Origin of the sequence: Pseudomonas sp. MWU347, from assembly GCF_017947305.1 — a bacterium.
Lineage (GTDB): Bacteria > Pseudomonadota > Gammaproteobacteria > Pseudomonadales > Pseudomonadaceae > Aquipseudomonas > Aquipseudomonas putida_A.
The window spans coordinates 393281-416160 of the sequence record NZ_JAFGZB010000003.1 but is presented as its reverse complement, the minus strand read 5'-3'; the positions used below and the strand labels follow the sequence as shown (position 1 = coordinate 416160).

Annotated in this window: 23 protein-coding genes; 15 read left to right on the top strand and 8 right to left on the bottom strand. The window is 58.3% G+C overall.

The window, feature by feature from the left end; translation table 11 throughout:
- Window positions 1-93 precede the first annotated feature (93 nt).
- Window positions 94-1017 carry a LysR family transcriptional regulator gene (locus KCG87_RS08265; RefSeq protein ID WP_210557121.1) on the top strand — a complete coding sequence of 308 codons (924 nt, stop codon included), beginning with the start codon at window positions 94-96 and terminating at the stop codon, window positions 1015-1017.
- A 210-nt stretch (window positions 1018-1227) separates the two neighbouring features.
- Here KCG87_RS08265 and KCG87_RS08260 read toward each other — a convergent pair whose 3' ends face one another.
- The 3 genes from KCG87_RS08260 to KCG87_RS08250 form a co-directional block, all read right to left on the bottom strand.
- Window positions 1228-1476 carry a CsbD family protein gene (locus tag KCG87_RS08260; RefSeq protein WP_098964018.1) on the bottom strand — a complete coding sequence of 83 codons (249 nt, stop codon included), beginning with the start codon at window positions 1474-1476 and terminating at the stop codon, window positions 1228-1230.
- Between the two features lie 146 nt (window positions 1477-1622).
- On the bottom strand, window positions 1623-2315 hold the full coding sequence (locus KCG87_RS08255; RefSeq protein WP_210557123.1) for a DUF695 domain-containing protein: 693 nt from the start codon (window positions 2313-2315) through the stop codon (window positions 1623-1625).
- Between the two features lie 43 nt (window positions 2316-2358).
- Window positions 2359-2943, bottom strand: a complete 585-nt coding sequence (locus tag KCG87_RS08250; protein WP_007967154.1) for a TetR/AcrR family transcriptional regulator — start codon at window positions 2941-2943, stop codon at window positions 2359-2361.
- A 196-nt stretch (window positions 2944-3139) separates the two neighbouring features.
- Between KCG87_RS08250 and KCG87_RS08245 the strand changes: the two genes are divergently transcribed.
- The 12 genes from KCG87_RS08245 (at window position 3140) to KCG87_RS08190 (ending at window position 16990) form a co-directional block, all read left to right on the top strand.
- Window positions 3140-3817, top strand: coding sequence for a type 1 glutamine amidotransferase domain-containing protein (locus KCG87_RS08245; protein WP_210557125.1), 678 nt, complete (start codon window positions 3140-3142; stop codon window positions 3815-3817).
- A gap of 94 nt (window positions 3818-3911) precedes the next feature.
- Window positions 3912-5036: an alkene reductase gene (locus tag KCG87_RS08240; RefSeq protein ID WP_210557127.1), complete on the top strand. Its 1125-nt coding sequence runs from the start codon at window positions 3912-3914 to the stop codon at window positions 5034-5036.
- Window positions 5037-5277: 241 nt separating this feature from the next.
- A complete protein-coding gene (folE, locus tag KCG87_RS08235; RefSeq protein WP_097089804.1) occupies window positions 5278-5838 on the top strand; it encodes a GTP cyclohydrolase I FolE in 561 nt (186 codons plus the stop codon).
- A gap of 106 nt (window positions 5839-5944) precedes the next feature.
- Window positions 5945-6487: a DUF3833 domain-containing protein gene (locus KCG87_RS08230; RefSeq protein ID WP_202368197.1), complete on the top strand. Its 543-nt coding sequence runs from the start codon at window positions 5945-5947 to the stop codon at window positions 6485-6487.
- Window positions 6484-7194, top strand: a complete 711-nt coding sequence (locus tag KCG87_RS08225) for an SDR family NAD(P)-dependent oxidoreductase (protein ID WP_210557129.1) — start codon at window positions 6484-6486, stop codon at window positions 7192-7194. Before KCG87_RS08230 ends, KCG87_RS08225 begins: the two co-directional genes overlap by 4 nt.
- Window positions 7195-7208: 14 nt before the next feature.
- On the top strand, window positions 7209-7514 hold the full coding sequence (locus KCG87_RS08220) for a DUF6482 family protein (RefSeq protein WP_027611785.1): 306 nt from the start codon (window positions 7209-7211) through the stop codon (window positions 7512-7514).
- 14 nt (window positions 7515-7528) lie between these two features.
- On the top strand, window positions 7529-9067 hold the full coding sequence (locus tag KCG87_RS08215) for a cryptochrome/photolyase family protein (RefSeq protein ID WP_210557131.1): 1539 nt from the start codon (window positions 7529-7531) through the stop codon (window positions 9065-9067).
- 159 nt (window positions 9068-9226) lie between these two features.
- Entirely contained in the window at window positions 9227-11416 is a 2190-nt protein-coding gene (locus KCG87_RS08210; protein ID WP_210557133.1) for a hybrid sensor histidine kinase/response regulator, read from the top strand.
- A 59-nt stretch (window positions 11417-11475) separates the two neighbouring features.
- Complete coding sequence (locus tag KCG87_RS08205) at window positions 11476-11919, top strand: TspO/MBR family protein (protein ID WP_210557423.1); 444 nt, start codon at window positions 11476-11478, stop codon at window positions 11917-11919.
- A 206-nt stretch (window positions 11920-12125) separates the two neighbouring features.
- The gene (locus KCG87_RS08200) at window positions 12126-14531 is read left to right on the top strand and encodes a glucose/quinate/shikimate family membrane-bound PQQ-dependent dehydrogenase (RefSeq protein WP_210557135.1); all 2406 of its coding nucleotides are present in this window, start codon (window positions 12126-12128) and stop codon (window positions 14529-14531) included.
- A gap of 105 nt (window positions 14532-14636) precedes the next feature.
- Window positions 14637-15923 (top strand): carbohydrate porin, encoded by a 1287-nt coding sequence (locus tag KCG87_RS08195; protein WP_210557137.1) that lies wholly within the window; start codon window positions 14637-14639, stop codon window positions 15921-15923.
- Window positions 15924-16087: 164 nt separating this feature from the next.
- Window positions 16088-16990, top strand: coding sequence for a bestrophin family ion channel (locus KCG87_RS08190; RefSeq protein WP_007967141.1), 903 nt, complete (start codon window positions 16088-16090; stop codon window positions 16988-16990).
- Between the two features lie 50 nt (window positions 16991-17040).
- Here the strand turns inward: KCG87_RS08190 and KCG87_RS08185 are convergent, their stop codons facing one another.
- A complete protein-coding gene (locus KCG87_RS08185) occupies window positions 17041-17283 on the bottom strand; it encodes a hypothetical protein (RefSeq protein WP_103367089.1) in 243 nt (80 codons plus the stop codon).
- Between the two features lie 293 nt (window positions 17284-17576).
- Between KCG87_RS08185 and KCG87_RS08180 the strand changes: the two genes are divergently transcribed.
- Complete coding sequence (locus tag KCG87_RS08180) at window positions 17577-17846, top strand: hypothetical protein (RefSeq protein WP_098964028.1); 270 nt, start codon at window positions 17577-17579, stop codon at window positions 17844-17846.
- 81 nt (window positions 17847-17927) lie between these two features.
- Here the strand turns inward: KCG87_RS08180 and KCG87_RS08175 are convergent, their stop codons facing one another.
- Window positions 17928-18599 (bottom strand): lipopolysaccharide kinase InaA family protein, encoded by a 672-nt coding sequence (locus KCG87_RS08175; protein WP_210557140.1) that lies wholly within the window; start codon window positions 18597-18599, stop codon window positions 17928-17930.
- A 455-nt stretch (window positions 18600-19054) separates the two neighbouring features.
- On the opposite strand from KCG87_RS08175, the gene KCG87_RS08170 reads away from it, so the two are divergent.
- The gene (locus tag KCG87_RS08170) at window positions 19055-20104 is read left to right on the top strand and encodes a 3-oxoacyl-[acyl-carrier-protein] synthase III C-terminal domain-containing protein (RefSeq protein ID WP_210557141.1); all 1050 of its coding nucleotides are present in this window, start codon (window positions 19055-19057) and stop codon (window positions 20102-20104) included.
- 92 nt (window positions 20105-20196) lie between these two features.
- Here the strand turns inward: KCG87_RS08170 and KCG87_RS08165 are convergent, their stop codons facing one another.
- From KCG87_RS08165 to KCG87_RS08155, 3 genes are all read right to left on the bottom strand, one after another.
- Window positions 20197-21264 carry an alkene reductase gene (locus KCG87_RS08165; RefSeq protein WP_135295815.1) on the bottom strand — a complete coding sequence of 356 codons (1068 nt, stop codon included), beginning with the start codon at window positions 21262-21264 and terminating at the stop codon, window positions 20197-20199.
- A 576-nt stretch (window positions 21265-21840) separates the two neighbouring features.
- Complete coding sequence (locus KCG87_RS08160) at window positions 21841-22224, bottom strand: helix-turn-helix domain-containing protein (protein WP_210557142.1); 384 nt, start codon at window positions 22222-22224, stop codon at window positions 21841-21843.
- Window positions 22225-22309: 85 nt separating this feature from the next.
- Window positions 22310-22786: a GNAT family N-acetyltransferase gene (locus KCG87_RS08155; RefSeq protein ID WP_210557143.1), complete on the bottom strand. Its 477-nt coding sequence runs from the start codon at window positions 22784-22786 to the stop codon at window positions 22310-22312.
- Window positions 22787-22880: the final 94 nt, after the last annotated feature.

Here is a 22880-nt window from a genome sequence, read left to right as displayed (position 1 = left end):
GACGCGGTGTAATGAATCGATCCGCGGTCCTCGCCACTGCATCATCGACATCGGTATGCTTCGGGCACTTCGCGAATACCCGGTGTGATTAATATGAAGCGCCATTTTGATGACCTGCAGTTAGGCAGCATCGAGCTGTTTTGCCTCGCCTCGGAAACCGGCAGTTTTACCGCAGCCGCGCAGGTCGCCGGTGTGACGCCTGCGGCAGTAAGCCGATCGATTTTGCGTCTTGAGGAGCGTTTGGGATCACGCCTGTTCGTGAGAACCACGCGCAGCATCCGGATGACTGAACCGGGGCGGGTGTTCTACGAACAATGCCGACAGGCCCTGACTCAATTGGTGGAAGCGCAGCAAGAAGTCATGGGCGCTCAATCGAAGCCTTCAGGGCGGCTGCGTATCAGTCTTCCGACCACCTATGGGCATCATCGGATCTTGCCGCTTCTGCCGAAGTTTCGAGCGCTTTATCCAGACGTCACCGTAGATATCCACTTGGGTAACCGAAATATCGACTTCGTGGCGGAGGGCTATGACCTGGCGATTCGGGTTCGCGCTCAACCGGACTCGACCCTGATTGCGCGCTTGCTCGAAGACGCACAACTGGTCGTGGTCGCAACACCTGAATACCTGAGCAAGGCCGGCACGCCAACGACACTGGATGACCTCGTCGCTCACGAGTGCATTCAATTTGAACTGCCGAGCAGCGGTCGACGCATCTCATGGCTGTTCGACGTCGAGGGCAAACATCGGGAGATCTTCACTGAGGGCAGTTATTGCTGCTCGGATGATGTGCTGGGCGGCGTTACCCTGGCCAAACACAGTGCGGGTCTGTTCCAGACTTACAAATTCATTGTCGAGCGCGAACTGGCCGATGGCAGCCTCGTCGAGGTACTCCAGCCCTACAATGGACGCTCCAGGCCTTACACCCTGCTCTACCCCCATGGCCGCTATGTTCCTCAGCGGGTTCGGGCATTCGCCGACTTCCTGTTGCAGTATCGAGCCGATTGGGCGGCGAACTGAGCGACGGGATGGATTGGGCGGCGCGCTCATCTTCCAGAACATCATCCACTACCACTGAGAAGAACACTGCATTTCCCGCGCATTGAGCGGGATGTCGTTGAATCCATAACGTCCATGAAAGGCCGGTTAAAAAAAAGAGCCCCTAAGGGCCCTTTCCTTTAATTCAATTTTCCTGTCTTTCAACGTCTGGTGAAAAACCCGGTCACTCACTCAGCGACGAAAAATTCGGTTTATCAGGATCAATGCCGCAGCACCTATCGCGATTGCAGCTATCGGTTTTTCTTTGACGAAGGTCGATACGTTATCCAGTGCATCGCCGTAGGACTTAGTCAGCTGTCCAGCTGCCTGATGTCCGGCACCTTCAGCTTCCATCTTCGAATCACCCATCAGTTTCCCGACCGCGCTCTGCGCCTTGCCAGCCAACTTTTCCGCTACGCCTTCTACCTGTTCACTCTTCATGATTCATAAACCTTCGTGTAAGTGGGAAGCTCTGAGTCTCGACAGAAAAGTTGACTGGTGGCTGGGAGTTGGAGTTCCACTTTTTATGGCTGCCGCTCGTCAGTGGTGCTGAAAAAATGGTAATCGCCGCGCCCGCGGCACGCGTTTCATTCCATACACAATTTGGGGGTGACACGGATGTCTTGTGCTGGTTGCCTCCCGACGCTGGGCGCCGCGTCCCTCTGTGCCTTTAACTCGACGGGGTATGGACCGGTCTGCGCCAGAGCGGCTCGTACCTTGGTGATGAAGGCCTCATCGCTTTGCGTATAGAAGATCCACTCCCGCTGTTGCCCACCGGTGGCTGTGCATACCCACTTCGCCAGCCCGTTTTCCTGCACCGCCGACATGATCAGCACCTGCATTTTCTCCATTTGCAGGGCGTCCCGGCGCTCTGGCTGGAGGCTCGGTGAAGAATATTTCCAGATTATCCGGGCCTTGAACGGCAGCGCTTGCTTTTCAGCCAGCGAAATCGAATCCACTCCCCTGTAGGACATGGGGATGGGCGTATCCGGGAAATCAGAAGATTGGTACTTGCTCTCGGGCATTTCGATGATTTGCAAGTGCTGCAGATGAGCCGGGTCATCGTCAAGCAGCGCTTCAAGTGCTTCCTTCCTTTGGCGATCCCGCTCAGCCACACAGTGATCGTACCCGACACTGTTTACCGGGCCTGCGTCGAGGCAAGGGTCGCGCTCGACCGGTCGGGGCACCGTGTGGCTGGAGCAGCCGCTGAGAAGCACGCCGACCAATGCCAAGATGCAACCTGTTGGCGTGTGAAAAAAAGGAGTATGTCGCAGGCCCATTTACGCTTCCTTGGCGGGTCGGGAGAAAGGGTTGTGGGTGTCCTCAGCTTTGCAAAAGCTGTTTGGTCATCACCATCGACGTCTGCAACGACTGCCCCGTGCGCTGCAGTTTGTTCAACAGACTCGCCCCCAACCACAGTTGATAGAGGGTTTCTGCCAGTTGCCGAGCGTCAGTCTGCGGCAAACTTTTATCCAACTGCCCTTCTTCCAGGCACGTCGTAATTCGCGCAACGATGCGCTCGGCGCCGTCGCGCAAGGTCAGGCGCATCGACTCGGACAGGTCGGCGACTTCCGCGCTCAACTTCACCACCAGGCATTCATCACCATGGCCTTCCAGGGTGCAGCGGTTCTGCCAGCCCTGCCAGTAATCCATCAGCCGCTCATAGGCACTGAGCCCAGGCAGAGTCAGGCGTCGCTCCATATCTGCCAGGTAGCCGACAAAGTAGTCCTCCAGCAACGCCTGGCCGTAGAGTTCCTTGGATTTGAAGTAGTGATAGAACGAGCCCTTGGGCACACCGGCGGTCTGCAGGATCTCGCTCAGGCCAACGCTGGTGAAGCCCTTTTCGGCCATCATGCGGTGGCCGGTGTCGAGCAGGTGTTGGCGGGTATCGTCGTAGGTCGGTTTCATGGGGCGCAAAATACCAAACATTAGACCAGTCGTATATTTCTGATGGGCAGGAGTTTGCCACAGTGATGGCTCGGAAACACGGGCGTAAAAATTTACTAGACGACCGGTCTAATATGAATCTATTCTGTGGCCGTCACTCCTTCCGAGGTGTCGCAGACGAACCCGTCGAGGACACCAGACCAATACAGGGCGCTCTATGAAAATCTTGATGGTTCTGACTTCCCACGATCAGCTTGGCAACACTGGCAAGAAAACCGGCTTCTGGCTCGAAGAGTTCGCAGCTCCCTACTACGCCTTCAAGGATGCCGGTGCGCAAATCACCTTGGTATCGCCGGCCGGCGGCCAGCCACCGCTCGATCCGAAAAGCGATGAGCCCGATGCGCAAACCGCTGAAACCGACCGCTTCCGCAAGGACCCTGCTGCTCAGCAGGCGCTGGCCAATACCGGGCGCCTGGCGGATGTCAGCGCTGAGGATTTCGATGCCGTGTTTTATCCCGGTGGCCATGGCCCGCTGTGGGATCTGGCCGATGACAAACACTCGATTGCGCTGATCGAAGCGTTCGACCGCAGCAACAAACCTCACGGTTTCGTCTGCCATGCGCCGGGCGTTCTGCGTCGCGTGGTGGCTGCCGATGGCAAGCCGTTGATTCAAGACCGGGACGTCACCGGTTTCACCAACGCTGAAGAAGCCGCGGTAGGCCTGACCGATGTCGTGCCGTTCCTGATCGAAGACGAATTCCAGCGTCTCGGCGGTCGCTACTCCAAGGTCGCTGACTGGCAGGTTCACGTGGTGAGCGATGGCCAACTGGTGACGGGTCAAAACCCTGCCAGCTCGGCAGCCGTCGCCGAAAAACTGCTGAAGCTGTTGGCCTGAGCCCTCCAGCGTCCAGACACCGTGCGCATCCCGCACGGTGTTTTTTTACCGCATTACTAGTCGACTGGTCTAATAAGGCCAAAACAGGAATCACATGAAAAACAGCCCTTACTTCACCCCCGTCACACTGGGCCTGCACACCCTGAAGAACCGCATCGTCCTGCCGCCCCTCACCCGCCAGCGCAGCACACAACCGGGCAATGTCGCCAACGCATTGATGGCCGAGTATTACCAGCAACGCGCCGGCGCCGGTCTGCTGGTTACCGAAGGCACGCAGATCGAACCTCGCGGTCAGGGCTACGCCTGGACTCCCGGCATTCACACCCCTGAGCAAATTGCCGGATGGCGCACAGTCACCGAAGCGGTTCATGCACAGGGCGGCGTGATATTCGCCCAGCTTTGGCACGTCGGCCGTGTGTCCCACACCGCGCTGCAACCTGATGGGGCGGCACCGGTTTCAGCGTCCGCCATCGCCACCGAGCGAGTCAGCGTGTTCATCGAAACTGCGCCGGGCGCCGGCGAGCTGGTTACGCCATCCGCGCCGCGAGCGCTTAGCACCGATGAGGTCCAGGAACTGGTTCAGCTCTATATACAGGCGGCGCGCAATGCGATGGACGCCGGCTTCGACGGGATCGAACTGCACTGCGCCAATGGCTATCTGGTGAACCAGTTCATTTCTGCCCACAGCAACGTGCGCACCGATCAGTACGGTGGCTCGCTGCACAATCGCCTGCGCTTTCTGCGCGAAGTGGTGTCGGGTGTCGCCGAGTGCATCGGTAAAGAGAAAGTCGGCGTGCGTTTCGCGCCGCTGTTCACCACCACCGATGAAGCGCGCACCTATCTGGGCATGGTCGAAGAGGATCCGCATACCACTTACATCGAAGCGATCAAAGTGCTTGAGGATGTGGGCATTGCCTACCTGTCCATCGCTGAAGCGGACTGGGACGACGCGCCCGCGATGCCGCAAACCTTCCGCCGTGCAGTGCGCGATACCTTCAATGGCGCGATCATCTACGCCGGGCGTTACAACGCTGACTCCGGTGCGCAATTGCTTGAATCGGGACTGGCTGATCTGGTGGCTTTCGGCCGTCCGTTCATGGCTAACCCGGACCTGCCGGCGCGCATCGCCAATGACTGGCCGCTCAATCCACTGAATCCCGCGACGGTCTACGGCGGCAATGCCGAAGGCTATGTGGATTACCCGACCTACAGCGAATAATTCCGCGAATTCGCACAGCGCTCCCACTCACCGGGAGCGCTTCCTCTTCTCCCCCGCTACACCCGCAACCTCGCGCGCTGCGCTGCGAGGTTTTCGCATCTGCACAAAAAAGATTGCCGATTGATTGTCAGGTTTATTTTTTCAGCCTATCTTGAATAAAACCTATACAAAGCACTTCTTTACGTACAACTCTTCCGCTACGGATTGGCCCCTACGCACAGCACTGCCGCGAGCACCCTGAATGAACCCACTACTAGCCAGCCATTACCGCGAAATCCTCGTCGGTGTCGGTGAAAATCCCGAGCGCGAAGGTCTGCTCGACACACCCCAACGTGCGGCCAAAGCAATGCAGTATCTGTGCAACGGCTACTCGATGAGCCTGGAAGACGTCACCAACGGTGCCCTGTTCGAATCGCAAAGCGATGAGATGGTCATCGTCAGTGACATCGAGCTCTATTCCTTGTGCGAGCACCACATGTTGCCTTTCATCGGCAAGGCACACGTGGCGTACATCCCCACTGGCAGGGTGCTGGGACTGTCGAAAGTAGCGCGCGTGGTGGACATGTTCGCCCGTCGTCTGCAGATCCAGGAAAACCTCACCCGGCAAATCGCCGAGGCGATCCAGCAGATCACCGATGCCGCCGGCGTGGCCGTGGTCATTGAAGCCAGGCACATGTGCATGATGATGCGCGGCGTCGAAAAGCAGAATTCGATCATGACCTCTTCGGTGATGCTCGGTGCTTTTCGCGACAGCTCCACGACGCGTCAGGAGTTCCTGCAATTGATCGGGCGGCGAAGTTGATTTCCGACCTTCGACAGGCGCGATAAACCTGTACACGATAAATCCACTGTACAAGCACGATATTCCCAACTTCACCCCCATACCTGTGCACTCAGGGAGAACGGCAATGGCCCGACTTGTGCTCTTACTGGCTCTGGTACTCGGCGTTGCAAGCTGCGGCAGCGTGGATGTCAGCCACTATGCCGATCAGCAACCGGCGCTGGATCTGCAACGCTTTTTCAGCAAACCCGTGAAAGCCTGGGGGATGTTTCAGAAGCGCTCCGGGGAAGTGGTCAAGCGCTTTGAGGTCAACATCGTCAGCCATCGTGAAGGCGACAACCTGATTCTCGATGAGCGCTTCCTGTACAGCGACGGCACGCGCCAACGCCGCGTCTGGACCCTGACGCCCGAGGGCCAGGGACGCTGGAGTGGGCGTGCGGGTGATGTGGTGGGTGTCGCTACAGGTCAGGTCGCTGGCAATGCGCTGCACTGGCGTTATCGCCTGAATCTGCCAGTTGATGGCTCGACCTATGAAATGAGCATGGACGACTGGATGTACCAGATGGACGAGGACACGCTGATCAACCGCACCAGCATGTCCAAACTCGGGGTTGAAGTCGGCCAGGTGACCTTGTTCTTTCGTCGCCAGGGCGCGGGAGAAAATCAATGAACAGCCCGTTCAGTATGGCCTCCCTGGGCGATGGTTATCGCGCACTGGTGATTGGCGCCAGTGGCGCTATCGGTAGCGCATTTTGCCAGCAGCTCAGTCAGGATCCGCGCTGTGCCGGCGTTCGTGAGCTGGGGCGTCGTACCGTTCCGGCGCTGGATCTGGAGCAACCGGAAACCATCGCCAGCGCAGCCACCGAATTGGCCGCAGAAGCGCCCTATCAGTTGATCGTGCAAGCTGCGGGTCTGCTGCATCGTGAGCGGATCAAGCCAGAAAAGAGCTACAGCGCGATCGAGGCGGATGCGCTGCAAGCCGTGTTTCAAGTCAACACGCTGGGACCGGCAATGGTGTTGCGGCATTTTCTGCCGCTGCTCGCTCCCCAAGGGGCGATGGCGATGCTCTCGGCCAAGGTCGGAAGCATCGGCGACAACCGTTTGGGCGGCTGGTACGCCTATCGCGCCTCCAAAGCAGCACTGAACATGCTGATCAAGACGGCGGCGATCGAACTGGCGCGCACCCGCCCGCAAAGCCGCTTGCTGAGTTTGCATCCAGGCACAGTCGTGTCGGGCTTGTCGCAACCTTTTCGCGGCGCTTCCAGCGCGCGTCCGGCAGATGTCGCCGCTGACCAGTTACTCAACCTGATTGACCAATTGACCGCGGCCGACAGCGGCCAGTTCTTTGCCTACGATGGACAACGCCTGCCCTGGTAGGCAAGGAGTGAAGCATGAATCTGCAAACCCTGACCGAACGTGCGGCCAACAGCGAAATACGTGAGCTGGAGCTGCTGTCGCTTGAAGGTGGTTTTTATCTGGCCCGCATCCGTCTGGATCACGGCCAGTTCACCTTGCTCGACGATGCAGCCAAACCGATGCATCTGCGCTCGATCACCCATCTGCGTGACCTGCTACAGACTGTGCCGGCATTCCCCTGCGTGCTGGTGCAGCAATGCGTGCACGACGAAATGTGCGGGCGTGATAGCGGGCCCGTCGAAGAGCTGCGGATTCCGTTTTCCTTGGCCACATCGCTATGAAACGGATGCTGTGAATGAACCAGAACCGTCGGTTGTGCCTGGTACTGGGCGATCAGTTGTCCTTTGATCTGGCTTCATTGCAGACGCTTGATAGCGAGCGCGACAGCGTGCTGCTCGTCGAGGTCATGGAAGAAGCCAGCCATGTGCCGCACCATCCACAAAAGATTGCCCTGATCTTCAGTGCCATGCGCCATTTCGCCCAGGCCCTGCGAGACCAGGGCGTTCGTGTCGAATACGTGACCCTGGATGATCCGCACAACAGCGGCTCGGTGCCGGGGGAATTACGCCGCTGGCAACAGCGGTTGCAGGTCGAGGAAGTGCACGTCACCGAGTGCGGGGATTGGCGCCTGGAGCAATCGATCAGGGACTGTGGCCTGCCTATCCATTGGCACGCCGATACGCGTTTTCTGTGCAGTCGCAGCGAGTTCGCCGCCTGGGCCGCCGGCAAAAAGCAGTTGCGCATGGAGTTCTTCTATCGCGAGATGCGCCGCAAGAGTCGCTTGCTGCTCAATGGCGACGGCACGCCGGTGGGTGGTGCGTGGAATTTCGATGCGGAGAATCGCAAGGCCCTGCCCAAAGGCGTGAAAGCCCCCTACCCGATCCGTTTCGGTAATGACGCCATCACCCGCGAAGTGCTGGACCTGGTGAAGGCCCGTTTCAGTCAGCATTACGGCGCACTCGACGACTTCAACTACCCGGTCACCCATGCCGACGCGCAGGCGCTCTGGGAGTATTTTCTGGACTATGGCCTGGCAGGTTTCGGCGACTATCAGGACGCCATGGCCAGTGACGAACCGTTTCTGTTTCACGCGCGCATCAGCGCTGCGCTCAATATTGGCCTGCTGGATTTGCGGCAGTTGTGCAGCGACGTCGAGTCGGCCTATTGGGCCGGCAGGATTGCCCTGAATGCCGCCGAAGGCTTCATTCGGCAACTGATCGGCTGGCGGGAATATGTGCGCGGCGTGTACTGGCTGAAAATGCCGGACTACGCACTCGGTAATGCATTCGGCAACGACCGGCCACTGCCCGAGTTCTACTGGACCGGTGCGACGCAGATGAACTGCATGCGCCAGGCCATTGGCCAGAGTCTGCAGCACGCCTACGCGCATCACATCCAGCGGCTGATGGTCACCGGTAATTTTGCCCTGCTCGCCGGCATTGCGCCGAGCCAGATCTGTGAGTGGTACCTGGCGATCTATATGGACGCCTTCGACTGGGTCGAGCTGCCCAACACCTTGGGCATGGTCATGCATGCCGATGGCGGTTACCTCGGTTCCAAACCCTATTGCGCCAGTGGCCAATACATCAATCGCATGTCCGACTACTGCCGAAGCTGCGCCTACAAGGTCAGCGAAAGTACCGCGGACAATGCCTGCCCGTTCAATGCGTTGTATTGGCATTTTCTGATGCGCCACGGTGAACAACTGCGCGGCAATCAGCGCATGGCGATGATGTACAAGAACCTCGACCGCATGCCGCCAGCCAGACAGGAAGCACTGTGGCAACGCGGGCAGAACCTGTTGGCGCGCCTGGATAACGGCGAATCGATCTGAAATGAGCGCTCGCTTGCGCGGGTGGTGAAACTTAAGCACAGCGCGCCCGGTCAACGGATGATTGGCGCTCGAGTCCACTGCGAGCGCGACGTTCACTGCTCGCGTTGTGCCTACGCGCTCTATGAAGCCAGCCCCTGAACATTCAATAAAGCAGGTCACATGGATACCCTTGAACACCTTAGTCGCGAAGCGCTTGAGTCAGAGGTAAGGCGATTGCGCGCGGCGCTTCAGAGCACCCTGGTCGACACGCAGGACGTTGACCTCGATCGCGACATGGCGGCGCAACTGCAAGCCAGTCGGGATGCGCTCGCACGCAGCGAGGCTCGCTTCATCACCATTCTGGAAACCATCGAGTCGGCGTTCGCCATCGTCAAGGTCAAATTCGACGCCGAGGATAAGCCCGTCGACTATTACTTCGTCGAAGCCAACCCGGCGTTCGAACACCAGTGCGGGGTCAACCTGCGCGGCAAATGGGTGACCGAGTTCGCGCCCAATCTGGAAAGATTCTGGTTCGAAACCTACGGCCATGTGGCCAAAACCGGAGAGCCGGCGAACTTCGAAAATTACGCCAACACCTTCGAACGCTGGTTCGACGTGCGCGCGGTACGGGTCGGCGATCCGGCCGACCGGCAGATCGCGATCCTGTTCAACGACGTCACCCAGCGGCGCGACGCCGAAGAGCGTTTGCGTGCCAGTGAAGCGCTGGCGCGGGAGAACGTCGAGCGTGTGCAACTGGCGCTCGCCGCCGGTGCGATCATCGGCACCTGGCACTGGGACCTGCTCACCGATCGTTTCGCCGTGGACGAAGCGTTCGCCCGGGTGTTTGATCTCAACCCGGCGCTGGGCCGCGAAGGGCTCAGCCTCGAACAAGTCATGGTGACCGTGCATCCCGAAGACCAGGATGGACTGACCACCGCGATCAACGAAGCCATCGGCCGTGGTGGCGCCTACTCCCACCAGTACCGTGTGCGCCGCACAGACGGCAAATATCAGTGGATCGAGGCCAACGGCCGTGTTGAGTGTGCCGATGATGGAACGCCGCTGCGCTTTCCCGGCGTGCTGATCGATGTCGAGGAACGGCGCAATGTCGAAGCGGAGCGCGACCGCGCCATCGCCGCGTTGCGCGCGCTCAACGATACGCTGGAGCAGCGCGTGTCATCGCGCACTTCAGAGCTGATGCAAGCCGAAGAGAAACTGCGTCAGTCGCAGAAAATGGAAGCCGTCGGCCAACTGACCGGGGGCCTGGCGCATGACTTCAACAATTTGCTGGCCGGCATTTCCGGCGCGCTGGAGTTGATGGGCGCGCGCATCAGCCAGGGCCGGCTGAATGAGGTCGACAAATACATGGTGACCGCCCAGGGCGCAGTCAAGCGCGCCGCCGCCCTGACCCACCGTCTGCTGGCGTTTTCCAGACGCCAGACCCTCGATCCGCGGCCGACCGATGTCAACACGCTGATGACCGGCATGACCGAGTTGATCCAGCGTACGGTCGGCCCCAGCATCGTTCTGGAAACCCGCGCCGCACCGGGGCTCTGGCCAACGCTGGTGGACGCCAGCCAGTTGGAGAACGCCCTGCTCAACCTGTGCATCAACGCGCGCGATGCGATGCCGGACGGCGGGCGCATCACCATCGAGACGGCTAACCGTGCGCTGGACTGCGAGACGGCGCGCACCCTGGACATGCCCGAGGGCGAATACCTGTGCCTGTGCGTGACCGATACCGGCACCGGCATGACCGCCGATGTCATCGCCAAAGCCTTCGACCCGTTCTTCACCACCAAACCGCTGGGCCAGGGCACGGGGTTGGGGTTGTCGATGATCTACGGTTTCGCAAAGCAGTCCGGCGGCCAGGTGCGCGTGCATTCGCAGGTTGGCCAGGGCACTGAGATGTGCATTTATCTGCCGCGCTACCATGGCGAGCCCGTGCCGAATCAGGATCACAAGGACAACACGCCGGCAGCCTTGCCCAAGTCTGGCGAGACGATTCTGGTGGTGGACGACGAGCCTACGGTGCGTGCGCTGCTGACTGACGTGCTCGGCGATCTCGGCTACACCTTGATAGAGGCCGCTGACAGTGTGGTCGGGCTGAAGATGTTGCGCTCGGACATACACATCGACTTGCTGATCACCGACGTCGGCTTGCCGGGTGGCATGAATGGTCGGCAACTGGCCGATGCCGGCCGGGAAATCCGCCAGAATCTGAAGACCCTGTTCATTACCGGGTACGCAGAAAACGCGGTGATTGGTGCCGGTCAATTGGGCCCGGACATGCAGGTGCTGACCAAGCCGTTTGCCGTCGACACGCTGGTGGCGCGGGTCAGCGACCTGATGGCGATGAAATCCGAATGAGCGACCGTTGCGGCGCTGAAATCCCAGAGAGAGTGGCTGCGGCCAAGGAGTGATAAATGGTGACGTTTCTGATTTTTCTGATCGCGTGCGGCGCTGCGGCGACTACCGGGGTGATTTTCAAACCCGGGCCATGGTACGAAGGGCTCAATAAACCCGGATTTACTCCACCCAATTGGGCGTTTCCGCTGGCCTGGACAATAATCTATCTATTGCTGGCCTGGGCCGGTTATCGCTTGAGCCTGATTCCTGGCAGTCAGACAGTACTGGCGCTATGGGCCGCGCAGATTGCCTTGAACACGTTGTGGACGCCGGTGTTCTTCGGCGCGCATCAGGTGGCCGCCGCCATGGTGATTCTGCTGCTGTTGTGGCTGGTGGTCGCGGTGATGGTGTTTATGGCGTTGCGCCTGGATTTGATCACCGGGTTGATCCTGTTTCCGTATCTGGCCTGGCTGTGTGTAGCGGCGGCGTTGAATTTTTCGATTCTGCGCAATAACCGTGGTTGATGACGGCAGCTGTCATAACTCCCATTTTTTCTGACAAAAAGGCGCTTTTTCAGGCATTCAAAATATCTTTCCAGGCCCTTGAAAGCGCAGGTCCCCGCTCAGGACGGGGATTTCGCAATGAACAACAGTTCATTACTGAATTAGTGATTTAACTAGGTAGTTACCTATCTATATAATGCACGCCTCATTTCAACGGGACATTCAACGTGAAGCAGAGTCAACGCCTCTCGGGCATATCAAAATTCATTCTGGTCGGGCTGGGGGTGATCATCGCCCTGCTCGGCCTGGCACTTGCGGCTGGCGGAGTGAAGCTGGTCAGCCTGGGAGGGTCGTGGTACTTCCTCGTGGGCGGTCTGGTGATGGCCGTTTCCGGTCTGCTGATCGCTCGCTTCAAGACGGCCGGCGCCTGGCTGTTTGCAGCGTTTCTGGTGGGGACAGCGATCTGGGCGGTGAGCGATGCCGGGCTGGTGTTCTGGCCGGTGTTTTCGCGTCTGTTCATGTTCAGCGCCGTGGGTCTGGCGGTGACGCTGGTCTATCCGCTGCTCAAGCGTGCCAACGGTGGTGTTCCGGGTCGTGGCGCTTACGCCGTTGCCGCTGTCCTGGCCGTGGGACTGGCGGTGGCTGCCGGCAATATGTTCGTCGCGCATCCGACCGTCGCTGCCACCGGCACTGGCCCAGGCCTGACCCCGGTTGAGCCAGACAAGGCGCAAAAAGACTGGGCGCACTACGGCAATACCGAGGGCGGCAGCCGCTTTGCTGCGCTGGACCAGATCAACCGCAACAACGTCGACAAGCTGAAAGTAGCCTGGACCTACCACACCGGTGACGTCGCCGAGAGCGATGGCAACGGTGCCGAAGACCAGCTCACTCCGCTGCAGATCGGCAACAAAGTGTTCATCTGCACCCCGCACAACAACCTGATCGCGCTGGATGCCGACACCGGCAAAGAGCTGTGGAAGAACGCGATCAACGCTAAGTCGAAAGTCTGGCAGCGTTGCCGTGGCATGGCCTATTTCGATGCGACCAAAAGCATCGCTCAACCAAGCAATTCGAGCATCATCGAAGCCAAACCGGCGCCGGCCGCCAATTGCCAGCGCCGTCTGCTGACCAACACCATCGACGCCCGCCTGATCGCGGTCGATGCCGACACCGGCGAGTTCTGCCAGGGCTTCGGCAACAATGGCCAGGTTGATCTGAAGGCCGGTCTCGGTGACGTACCGGACAGCTACTACCAGCTCTCCTCCGCTCCGCTGATGGCCGGCACCACTGTGGTGGTCGGCGGTCGCGTAGCCGATAACGTGCAAACCGACATGCCGGGCGGCGTGATCCGTGGTTTCGACGTAATCACCGGCGCCATGCGCTGGGCCTTCGACCCGGGCAACCCGCAGGCCAAAAAGGCCCCGGCCGACGGCAGCACGTATGTGCGCAGCACGCCGAACAGCTGGGCGCCGATGTCCTACGATCCGGCAACCAACACCGTGTTCCTGCCAATGGGCAGCTCGTCCACCGACATCTATGGTGTCGAGCGCAGCAAACTCGATCACACCTACGGCGCCTCGATCCTCGCGCTGGACGCCACCACCGGTGATGAACGCTGGGTATTCCAGACCGTGCACAACGATCTCTGGGACTTCGACCTGCCGATGCAGCCGAGCCTGATCGACTTCACCAAGGACGGCAAAACCGTTCCGGCGCTGGTCATCGGCACCAAGGCCGGGCAGATCTACGTGCTCGATCGTGCCACCGGTAAACCGTTGACCGAGGTTAAAGAAGTCCCGGTCAAAGCCGCGAACATCCCGAACGAACCGTACTCGCCAACCCAGCCGAAATCGGTGGGCATGCCACAGATCGGTGCTCAGCATCTGACTGAGTCGGACATGTGGGGCGCCACCCCGTACGACCAGTTGCTGTGCCGGATCGATTTCAAATCGATGCGTTACGACGGCCTGTACACCGCGCCGGGTACCGATAAATCGCTGAGCTTCCCGGGTTCGCTGGGCGGCATGAACTGGGGCAGCATCTCCACTGACCCGGTGCACGGCTTCATCTTCGTCAACGACATGCGCCTGGGTCTGTGGATTCAGATGATCCCGTCGCAGAACAAGGCTCAAGCTTCCTCCGGTGGCGAAGCGTTGAACACCGGTATGGGCGCGGTACCGCTCAAAGGCACGCCTTACGCGGTGAACAAAAACCGCTTCCTGTCGGTGGCCGGCATTCCGTGCCAGGCTCCGCCGTTCGGCACTCTGACCGCGATCGACATGAAGACCCAGAAAGTCGCGTGGCAGGTTCCGGTCGGTACCGTTGAAGACACAGGTCCCTTGGGCATCCGCATGCACCTGCCGATCAAGATCGGTCTGCCGACCCTCGGCGGCACCCTGTCGACCCAAGGTGGCCTGATTTTTATCGCCGGCACCCAGGACTTCTACCTGCGCGCCTTCAACAGCGCCAATGGCGAAGAAGTGTGGAAAGCGCGTCTGCCGGTCGGCAGTCAGGGCGGCCCGATGACCTTCGTTTCGCCGAAGACCGGCAAGCAGTACATCGTCATCACCGCCGGTGGTGCGCGTCAGTCGACCGATCGCGGCGACTACGTGATGGCTTACGCCTTGCCGTAAGCCGCAGCGCCCGTGCTGACCACGGGCGCTTTCTTTTTGCGCGCGGCACCTGAGGGTGCCGCGCCGCTTTCCGATATCGCTACAGCTTTGAGCAGGAAGATCTCCATGTTTGGTTTTACTCGTAACGGCTGGGTCAACGGCGTGCTGTTGGGCCTGACCTGCACCACCCTGCCCGCCTTCGCCGATACCGATTCGAACCTGTTGACCCGCAACACCCTGACCGGTGACTGGGGTGGCCTGCGCCACCAGATGGACGAAGACGGCATCAAGTTCACCGGCGATTACACCGGCGAAATGGCTTACAACGCCGATGGCGGCCTGCATCGCTCCGGCCGTTACTCGCAGAACATCAAGCTCGGCGCGCAGTTCGACCTGAGCAAGTTGTATGGCGTAGAGAACGCCGGCAAGGTTCAGCTGACCATCAACGACCGCCGCGGCAACAGCGCCTCCGAAGATCTGGTTGGCAACCGTCTGCCGATCCAGGAAAACTACGGCGGCCTCTACACCCGCCTGACCGAACTGAGCTATGAGCGCAGTCTGTTCACCCCGGCGCTCAACGTGAAGCTGGGTTACATGGCAATGGGCAACGACCTCGGCGGCCTCGACAGCGGCATTCTGTGCAACTTCATGAACGCCGGTTTCTGCGGCCATCCGCTGAACATGTCCGGCGGCAGCGGCTGGACCAATTACCCGAACGCACACCTGGGCGTGCGGGTGAAATACGACTTGTCGCCGTCCTGGCAACTGCGCGTGGCCGCGTTCAACGTCGATCCGGAAAGCAACGGCAACTCCAGCCGTGCCTGGCATCTGGGCCCGAAACACACCACCGGCACCGTGGTGCCGATCGAGCTGGTGTACAAGCACGCGGGCCAATTGCCTGGCGAATACAAGCTCGGTTACTACTACGACAGCTCCGACGTGAAACGCGTCGGCAGCGACAAGGAAGTCTCCGGCCGTGGCGGTCACTACCTGCTGATCGATCAGGCCGTATGGAGTTCGCCAACGTCCGAGGGCCGCAGCCTGCATGCGTTCGGCCAATACTCGGCGGCCAGCGAAGCGGCTTCGCCATTCAGCAAGTGGTACGGCACCGGTCTGGTGCTGTACAAACCGTTCGAAGGTCGCCCGCGTGACACCGTCGCTCTGGGCTACGGCCGCGCCGTGCCTAACTCGCGCAGCCGCGACGTGCAACAGGACGCTGCCATGGCCAATGGCACGCAGTTCCCGAACCTGGACAGTGGCGAGCAGTTGATCGAACTCGGCTACGGCTATCAGGCCACGCCGTGGCTGACGCTGCGCCCGAACATGCAATACATCATCGAACCGGGCGCGTTTTCCGGGCAGGACATCGACAATGCGTTGGTGTTTGGCTTGCAGGTGAAAGCTTCGCTCTGACGTCTGGCAGAACTGCAGGCAATAAAAAACCCGGCGTAATGACCGGGTTTTTTATTGCCTGAAAATTGTCGTAACCAAGAAGCTCACTCGACACCGAACCTTTACCCCCGAACCAGCGTCGGAGCTAGGGCGTTAACGCTTACCGCTCGCCACGAGGTTTCCGTTTGAAAGCAGCCATCGTCAAAAAATACCGTTTGATCATCAAGACCATGGGCTACGTGGGCTGGTCGCTGTTCTGGTTGTTGCTCTGGGACATCGCCGTCACCGTCGACTTCATGTTGTTCCTCAACGCCAAGATCAACCTGCCGCTGATGCCTCTGACTTTGCTCGGTTCAGCGCTGGTGGTGCTGATCAGTTTCCGCAACAGCAGCGCCTACAACCGTTGGTGGGAGGCGCGCACGCTGTGGGGCATGATGATCAACAGCTCGCGCAGCTTTGCCCGGCAGGTGCTGACGCTGCTGGATGATCCCGATAACGAAGTGAACCCGGTGAAGGCGACGCTGTTGCGCCGCCATGTGGCGTACGTCAATTGCCTCGCGGCGCATCTGCAGGGTCAGCCTTGCCCGGAGGAAGTCCGCGCGTTCATCCCGGCAGATGAATTCGCCCGCAGCGGCACCACCAACAACTTTGCCAACGACATCCTCACCGGTTCCGCGGCGTTGCTGGCTCGGGAATACAAGGCCGGGCGCCTGGACAGCATTCGGCTGGCACGGCTGGAATCGACGATGGTCGATCTGTCCAACAGCCAGGGCGGCATGGAGCGGATCGCCAATACTCCGCTGCCCTACCCCTACGTGTATTTCCCGCGCCTGTTTATCTCGCTGTTCTGCCTGATTGTGCCGGTGGGGCTGGTGGAATCGCTGGGTTGGTTCACCCCGCTGGCCTCGACGGTGGTGGGCTTCATGCTGCTGGCCATCGAACGCATCGGTACTGACCTGCAAAGCCCGTTTCGCCATAGCGAGCATCAGATCCAGATGGAAGCCCTGTGCGAAACCATCGAGAAAAACCTGCAGTCGATGCAGCGTGATTCGTTGGGGGATGCGCGCAGGGTTGAAGAAACGGCTTGAAGAACGATCTGAGGGATGCCAGGGCGTAAAGCCCTGGCGAGTCGCAGGTGTTACTTCTTCTTTTTCGCCGGCTTGTCAGCCTTCTTAGCATCCTTGGCCTTTTCCGGCTTGCTATCGGCTTTTTTCGCAGACTTTTTCGGTTCGGCGTCTTTCTTCTTGTCTTTCTTGTCGGAGGACTTGGAAAGCGCCGAAGCTGCCGCTGATTTCTTTTCCGGCGAAGACTTTTTGTCTTTCAAGTCCTTGCTGGCTTTCGAAGCATCGTCTTTTTTGCTCTTCTTCTCGTCTTTAGCCACGTTGACCACCTCTCGGAATGTGCCGGTATTGGCACCGGGCCTGTGCGAATGAACACAAGCTGATCGTTAGGCGTGGGCGTTCGGGCGGGGTTCAGATTATTTGACTCGATCCAGCGCCCATGGCGAAGACCGGCCGTTCAACAAGTTGTCAATAGCACAGTTGTGCGACTGTTCTGGAGATAGCGCAGTGATAGGCTTTTCTGGCGTGACATTACGCGAATGCCCGATCTGTTTAGAAGGCAGGTCGGGGCCGATGTATAAGCCCGCTGTCAGCTAACTGAAAGGATTCGAACATGAAAAAGTCCATGACTACTCTGGCCATCGCGGCGACGCTCGCTCTCGCCGCAACGGCCACAAACGCTGCCGTGCATCCAACCACCATCACTGCTCCACAGACGGTCAAGCAGGTGACCGCCTCGATCAACACGCCATTCGCAACACATAGCAAAGCCGGAGAAATCCAGACGGCCAGCCTGGCCAGAAGTTGCTCTGATGAGCGCTATTCCTGGTGGGAATTCAGTGGCTGGGAAATAATCGCCTGCCTCGGAAGCGGTCAGTGGTAATTATTCAGAGGAGGCTGGTGCGTGACTTACGTGCTGAGCACGCACCACAGCCTGTTCTAACCAATGGCTTTGCACACCTGCTTACAGGGTTCTACCACTGGCTTGCTCATAACTCGAAAGGAAATGCTGCCACTGCGACTCATCCCAGAAAGAATGCCGCCTGAGTTGCGGAATGTCGTGACGCGCCGCGCCCATTGCCGTAGCACGTCCGCGAGATTTCTCCAGGTCAAGCAGCGCCAGTTCGAAATCGAAGTCTGTGTCGGTAATCGACGCCTTGATAAAGATGTGTTTGGAGCGCATGCAACCGTGCTGCCATTTGCCCGAGTGCATCCGCGCCAGCATTTGCGCCAAACGTTCAAGAAGTCGCAGATGTTGCTCTGTGGTCAACAGACTTGCAGCGCCCTGGCTATACCAGGTATCCAGATCGATGAAGCCGCCCAGGTCTTTGGTAACCAAGACACCCTGCCATACGCCGTCGACTTTTCTCGCGCCATAAAATACCGGTCTTGGCGCATTCACGCCCAGCTCTTCGAGTCTTGAAAGGGCAACGCCTTCACGCAATGCGGTCGGTCGGCCAGTGGGGTAACGGAGACTGCGGAACAAATGGCCGGTCTGGCGCTTTACAAAAAACGTCTTGTCACCTTGAACAATCAGCTGGACACCGCTGGTGCCGCTGCGGCGCACATTCGGCGGTTCCACCCACGACCCGGAAGTACCCCACCAGAAATCAAACTCATCGCGTGCCCTGCCCATTGTGTGCTCCATTTATTGTAGAAATCGTTTCGTGCGACGTTTGCATGAAGGTCGCAACAGCAGCTCAGTCTGTTGGTGGACGTTAATAGTTCCCTCGGTTTTCGAGGATTTTAGGGCCAGCTTGGGGCTTTTACGCAACCACGTGACGAAAATTGGCTATTGAGGGGTGTTTATCCCTTCAGGTGTGTCCTTTTCGCCGATAGCCGACGACATCAAACACAGATGCCAACCGCGTCGCGAGGGTCCGCCCGACTGTTTTTTCGATTAACTTGAAAGCCGTTAAATTGACCCAGGTCATGATTCAATTCGATTGAGGCAAATAACGAGCAACGTCCTTGATCCGCGTTTTCTTTGTGCTAAAAGTATTGCCGCCAGTGGCTCCTTACAGGGATGAGTAAGGGTTTGCTCATCCGCAGCCATTGCCCACGGATGCATACTTTCAACAAGGAAGTCATATGAAAATAGTTGGTCTGTCCGGGATTCTCCCGTCACGCATTATCAGCAATCAAGACGTTATAAACCTGGTCGAGGAACACTCTAAAGATACGTTCCAGGAAGACTTGCCAAAAACCTTGAAGACCATCAGCAAGTTGCTTGAAAAAAGCGGCAGCGGCACGCGCCACTGGCTGGGCGCCGATGAAACGCCGATGCAACTGATGGAGACTGCATTCAACTCGGCGCTCGCTCAGGCCAACATCGACAAGGCCGACCTGGATCTGTTGATCTATCCGAACGTCACGCGAGGCTTCATCGAGCCGGCCAACAGTACGTTCATTGCCAAGGCGCTGGGCCTGAGCTGCAGAAACTTTGATGTGGTGGACGCCTGCAACGGCTGGGTGACCGCCATGGATGTCATCAACAGCAAAATGCAGGCCGGCGAGATTCGCTACGCGGCGATCGTCAATATGGAATTTGGCATGTCTGCTGGCGGGCCGGTCATGCCCAAGAACTTCTCTTTGCAGTCGTCGGCGGAACTGGCTTACAAGTTTCCGAGTTTTACCATTGGCGAAGCCGTCACGGTCACCATCCTCAGTCATGAGGCCCCCGGCAACTTCAAGTTCTCGTACATCAACCGGCCGGACTTGAGCGACTTGTCGACCATTTCCCTGCCGGACTGGAAACTGTTCTGCAATGAGGAGGATATTCCCCGTATTGCACCGACCGGCGGGCAATATCAATTCAACTCCTACGCGGCAGCCTTGCATGAAGATGGTCGTAATGAAGCGATCAAAGTCTTCAATCTGCAAAACATCTCTGCAGCAGATGTTCATAAAGTGTTTATTCATACCGGTTCGCCAAAGATGTGGGAGCACATTGGGCAACTGATCGGTATTGATCACAAGCTGCACCATGTCGGGCATAAAACCGGCAACATCATTACCGCGTCCATCCCCTACGGCATCTTCGATGCGATGAGTCGGGGCGAAGCCGAGAAAGACCAGTTTTGCATGGGTTGGGCAGGCAGTGGCGGGATGGTCTTCTCTGCGTTGTCATTTACTCTGTAAGGCCTGAAGCAACTTGCCGTCCTGAGGCGGCAAGTTGCTCGTCCATGATCAAACTGTTGGTCGGTACCAAAACGAAAATCGCGCTTCGATCTCTAGGCCAGCGGCGGGTAGTCGGTGTAGCCCTCTTCCGAACCACTGTAAAAAGTGGAGGCATCCGCAGTAGCCAGCGGCGCATCAAGGAAGAAGCGTTCCGGCAGATCAGGGTTGCTGATGAACAGTGTGCCAAATGTGACTGCATCGGCCAGGCCGGTTTGCAGGGCCTGTTCCGCGGACTTCCGATCATAACCAACATTCAACACGAAAATTCCTGAGAACCGCTGGCGAGCCCCGGGCGCCAAGGGTTTCGCGCCTTCCGGTAGAGTCCCGGGTTCCATGAAATGCAGAATTCCAACGTTTCTACTTTCCAGCGCTTCTACCGCGTACATGTAGGTCTGCTCGAGATTGGAGTCGCCCATGTCATTGTACGGAATGCGCGGCGACAGCCTGACCGAGATACGGGCCGGTCCGAAGACTCTGATCGCAGCGTCCGTGGCTTCAAGCAAGAACCTCGCCCGCTTCTCAATGCTACCGCCATATTCGTCGGTGCGTTTGTTTGAGCCGTCTTCCAGAAACTGCGCGGGCAGATAACCATTGGCACCGTGTATCTCCACACCATCAAAGCCCGCATCTTTCGCGGCCTGTGCAGCTTTTTCGTAGTCCGCAATGGTGGACTTGATTTCATCAATGGTCAGTTCGCGTGGGGTCACCGAGGGTTTGATGCCTTCTGGCGTGAACGCTTGGCTATTGAAGGGGACTGACGATGGCGCGACCGGGAGTTCTCCTCCATGAAAATCAGGATGAGATGCTCTGCCGGTGTGCCAAAGCTGGGCGAAAATGAGGCCACCGGCTTCATGAACTGCCTGAGTTACCTTCTTCCAGCCCGCAATCTGTTCAGGCGTATAGATCCCTGGGGTATTCGTCCAGCCGACGGCCTGGGCGCTGATCTGGCTGCCTTCAGTAAAAATAAGGCCCGCCGATGCGCGCTGTGCGTAATAGGTCGCAGTCAATTCGTTGGCCACCTGATCCTTGGATCGACCTCTTGTCATCGGCGCCATGAACACCCGATTTCTGAAAGTGAGCTCTTCGTTGTTCAAGGGGGTTAGAAGCTTAAAATTTCCCATACTTTCCTCAGAATAAATTTATTGAATGTCCGCCCGTGCCTAACGATTTCTCAAGTGCGGCTCGACCAAAGAAATGCTTCTGTCGGATGCTCGATTGGCTGGCTGCAAGCCGCCGGCAAGAGTGGCGAACGAAGGGTTTGGTTCGGACCGCTTCCCTCAAGTGAGGACAATCGACAAGGTATCAATAATAAACCTGGCGTCAATTAGGCACCGTTCGTACACCTGGTAGGTCTGAGGATACCTACCGTCAGGAAATGGTCGGCGGCGTATGGGCTGGCGAGCCGTATACAGTGGCCTCGCGCGCAAGAGCAGGACGCTCTGCGTTCATGATCGAACGGCCTGAGCAATCGATGTGAAGATTCGGTTGAAGCAGGTATCGAGAATGATTGCCCGCGGTTGAAAGGCAAAAACCAGCGCACTGCCAACAACAAAAAGTGTTGGCAGAGTTTCATGCTTACATGATCGCGCTGGTTTGATTGAGATCTTCGGTGTTTTTCAAGCCATCGGATGACAAGTTCCGAAGCGCAGCATGGGCGGCCGACAACGCGTTCAAGTAATCCAGTGAAGCAGCCTTCCCTACGTACTTATCGGTCCGATTGCAGCGGCGTCGAACTTCTGCCGGGCAGCATCAACCTCCGGTAGCTTGGCGAGCGTCCATTCATGCAGTGCCCGAAAAGGTTGTTGCAGCGTGCGGCCCAGCGGCGTGATTTGGTACTGCACCGCGACTGGCGAAAGCGAAATCACCTCGCGCGATACCAGGCCGTTGCGCTCCAGCCGGCGCAGACATTGCGTGAGCGCTTTTTGGGTGACGCCTTGCAGGCGACGACGGATCGCGTTGAAGCGTTGCGGACCGTCATCAAGCACGGCTAACACCATCATCGACCATTTATCAGCGATCTGCTCGAATAAGGCTCGGCTAGGGCAGTCGGACGAGAAGCACAGCGGTTCGAGTTCAAGCATGGCGGTTTCCTTCTGTATACCCAGGCGCTCTAAGGCGCGAGATTGACGCCAAGTTTACTGGATATACCGAGCCTGAGAACGCTTTCTACCGTTGTTTCGCCGGAACACTCTGACGCACATAATAATTGTCGACTTCACTGCTTTCGGTGAATTGGAAGCCATGGCGGGTATAAAAGCGATTCGAAGCACTTTCTTTGAGAGCGCCAACTTTAACAGGGAGCGCAGCCGCATCCGCCTCTTTGAAAATCTGAGTGAGAACAGCAGCCCCTACACCTGATCCTTGCGCGCTCGGTCTCACATACAAGTGGTCGAGCAAGAGTTCATTGTGGTGATGCTTGACCACTACAAAACCAACCCTCTCTCCAGATACCTCGATATAGCGTGTGTTGCGAGCGTCAAAACCGCCAAGAAACCGCTCACGCGCACGCACCGGATCAAATCGCCCGACACGCTCCAGACTTTCGCGCATGGCCTCAATTCGAATGGCTACAAGATTGTCCAAGTCGCTTGGTTGAGCCGGGACCAAAATGACTGGGGAATTTTGATTGGGTGCGACGGGCATAGGGTGTGCTCTATTTACCATCCTGGAGGGCCAGTATAGAGAGCCTGGCTTGTGGGGCCCAGTTTGGCTTCGCCGTCGAATTCAGGCCCCCATC

Excerpts from the sequence above, each read along its gene's own strand:
- KCG87_RS08220 (WP_027611785.1), top strand. The coding sequence starts at position 7,209 with ATGAATCTGCAAACCCTGACCGAACGTGCGGCCAACAGCGAAATACGT.
- KCG87_RS08195 (WP_210557137.1), top strand. The coding sequence starts at position 14,637 with ATGTTTGGTTTTACTCGTAACGGCTGGGTCAACGGCGTGCTGTTGGGC.
- KCG87_RS08215 (WP_210557131.1), top strand. The coding sequence starts at position 7,529 with ATGAACCAGAACCGTCGGTTGTGCCTGGTACTGGGCGATCAGTTGTCC.
- KCG87_RS08250 (WP_007967154.1), bottom strand. The coding sequence starts at position 2,943 with ATGAAACCGACCTACGACGATACCCGCCAACACCTGCTCGACACCGGC.
- KCG87_RS08210 (WP_210557133.1), top strand. The coding sequence starts at position 9,227 with ATGGATACCCTTGAACACCTTAGTCGCGAAGCGCTTGAGTCAGAGGTA.
- KCG87_RS08160 (WP_210557142.1), bottom strand. The coding sequence starts at position 22,224 with ATGCTTGAACTCGAACCGCTGTGCTTCTCGTCCGACTGCCCTAGCCGA.
- KCG87_RS08255 (WP_210557123.1), bottom strand. The coding sequence starts at position 2,315 with ATGGGCCTGCGACATACTCCTTTTTTTCACACGCCAACAGGTTGCATC.
- KCG87_RS08265 (WP_210557121.1), top strand. The coding sequence starts at position 94 with ATGAAGCGCCATTTTGATGACCTGCAGTTAGGCAGCATCGAGCTGTTT.
- KCG87_RS08225 (WP_210557129.1), top strand. The coding sequence starts at position 6,484 with ATGAACAGCCCGTTCAGTATGGCCTCCCTGGGCGATGGTTATCGCGCA.
- KCG87_RS08230 (WP_202368197.1), top strand. The coding sequence starts at position 5,945 with ATGGCCCGACTTGTGCTCTTACTGGCTCTGGTACTCGGCGTTGCAAGC.
- KCG87_RS08165 (WP_135295815.1), bottom strand. The coding sequence starts at position 21,264 with ATGGGAAATTTTAAGCTTCTAACCCCCTTGAACAACGAAGAGCTCACT.
- KCG87_RS08180 (WP_098964028.1), top strand. The coding sequence starts at position 17,577 with ATGAAAAAGTCCATGACTACTCTGGCCATCGCGGCGACGCTCGCTCTC.
- KCG87_RS08155 (WP_210557143.1), bottom strand. The coding sequence starts at position 22,786 with ATGCCCGTCGCACCCAATCAAAATTCCCCAGTCATTTTGGTCCCGGCT.
- KCG87_RS08240 (WP_210557127.1), top strand. The coding sequence starts at position 3,912 with ATGAAAAACAGCCCTTACTTCACCCCCGTCACACTGGGCCTGCACACC.
- folE (WP_097089804.1), top strand. The coding sequence starts at position 5,278 with ATGAACCCACTACTAGCCAGCCATTACCGCGAAATCCTCGTCGGTGTC.
- KCG87_RS08170 (WP_210557141.1), top strand. The coding sequence starts at position 19,055 with ATGAAAATAGTTGGTCTGTCCGGGATTCTCCCGTCACGCATTATCAGC.
- KCG87_RS08260 (WP_098964018.1), bottom strand. The coding sequence starts at position 1,476 with ATGAAGAGTGAACAGGTAGAAGGCGTAGCGGAAAAGTTGGCTGGCAAG.
- KCG87_RS08245 (WP_210557125.1), top strand. The coding sequence starts at position 3,140 with ATGAAAATCTTGATGGTTCTGACTTCCCACGATCAGCTTGGCAACACT.
- KCG87_RS08175 (WP_210557140.1), bottom strand. The coding sequence starts at position 18,599 with ATGGGCAGGGCACGCGATGAGTTTGATTTCTGGTGGGGTACTTCCGGG.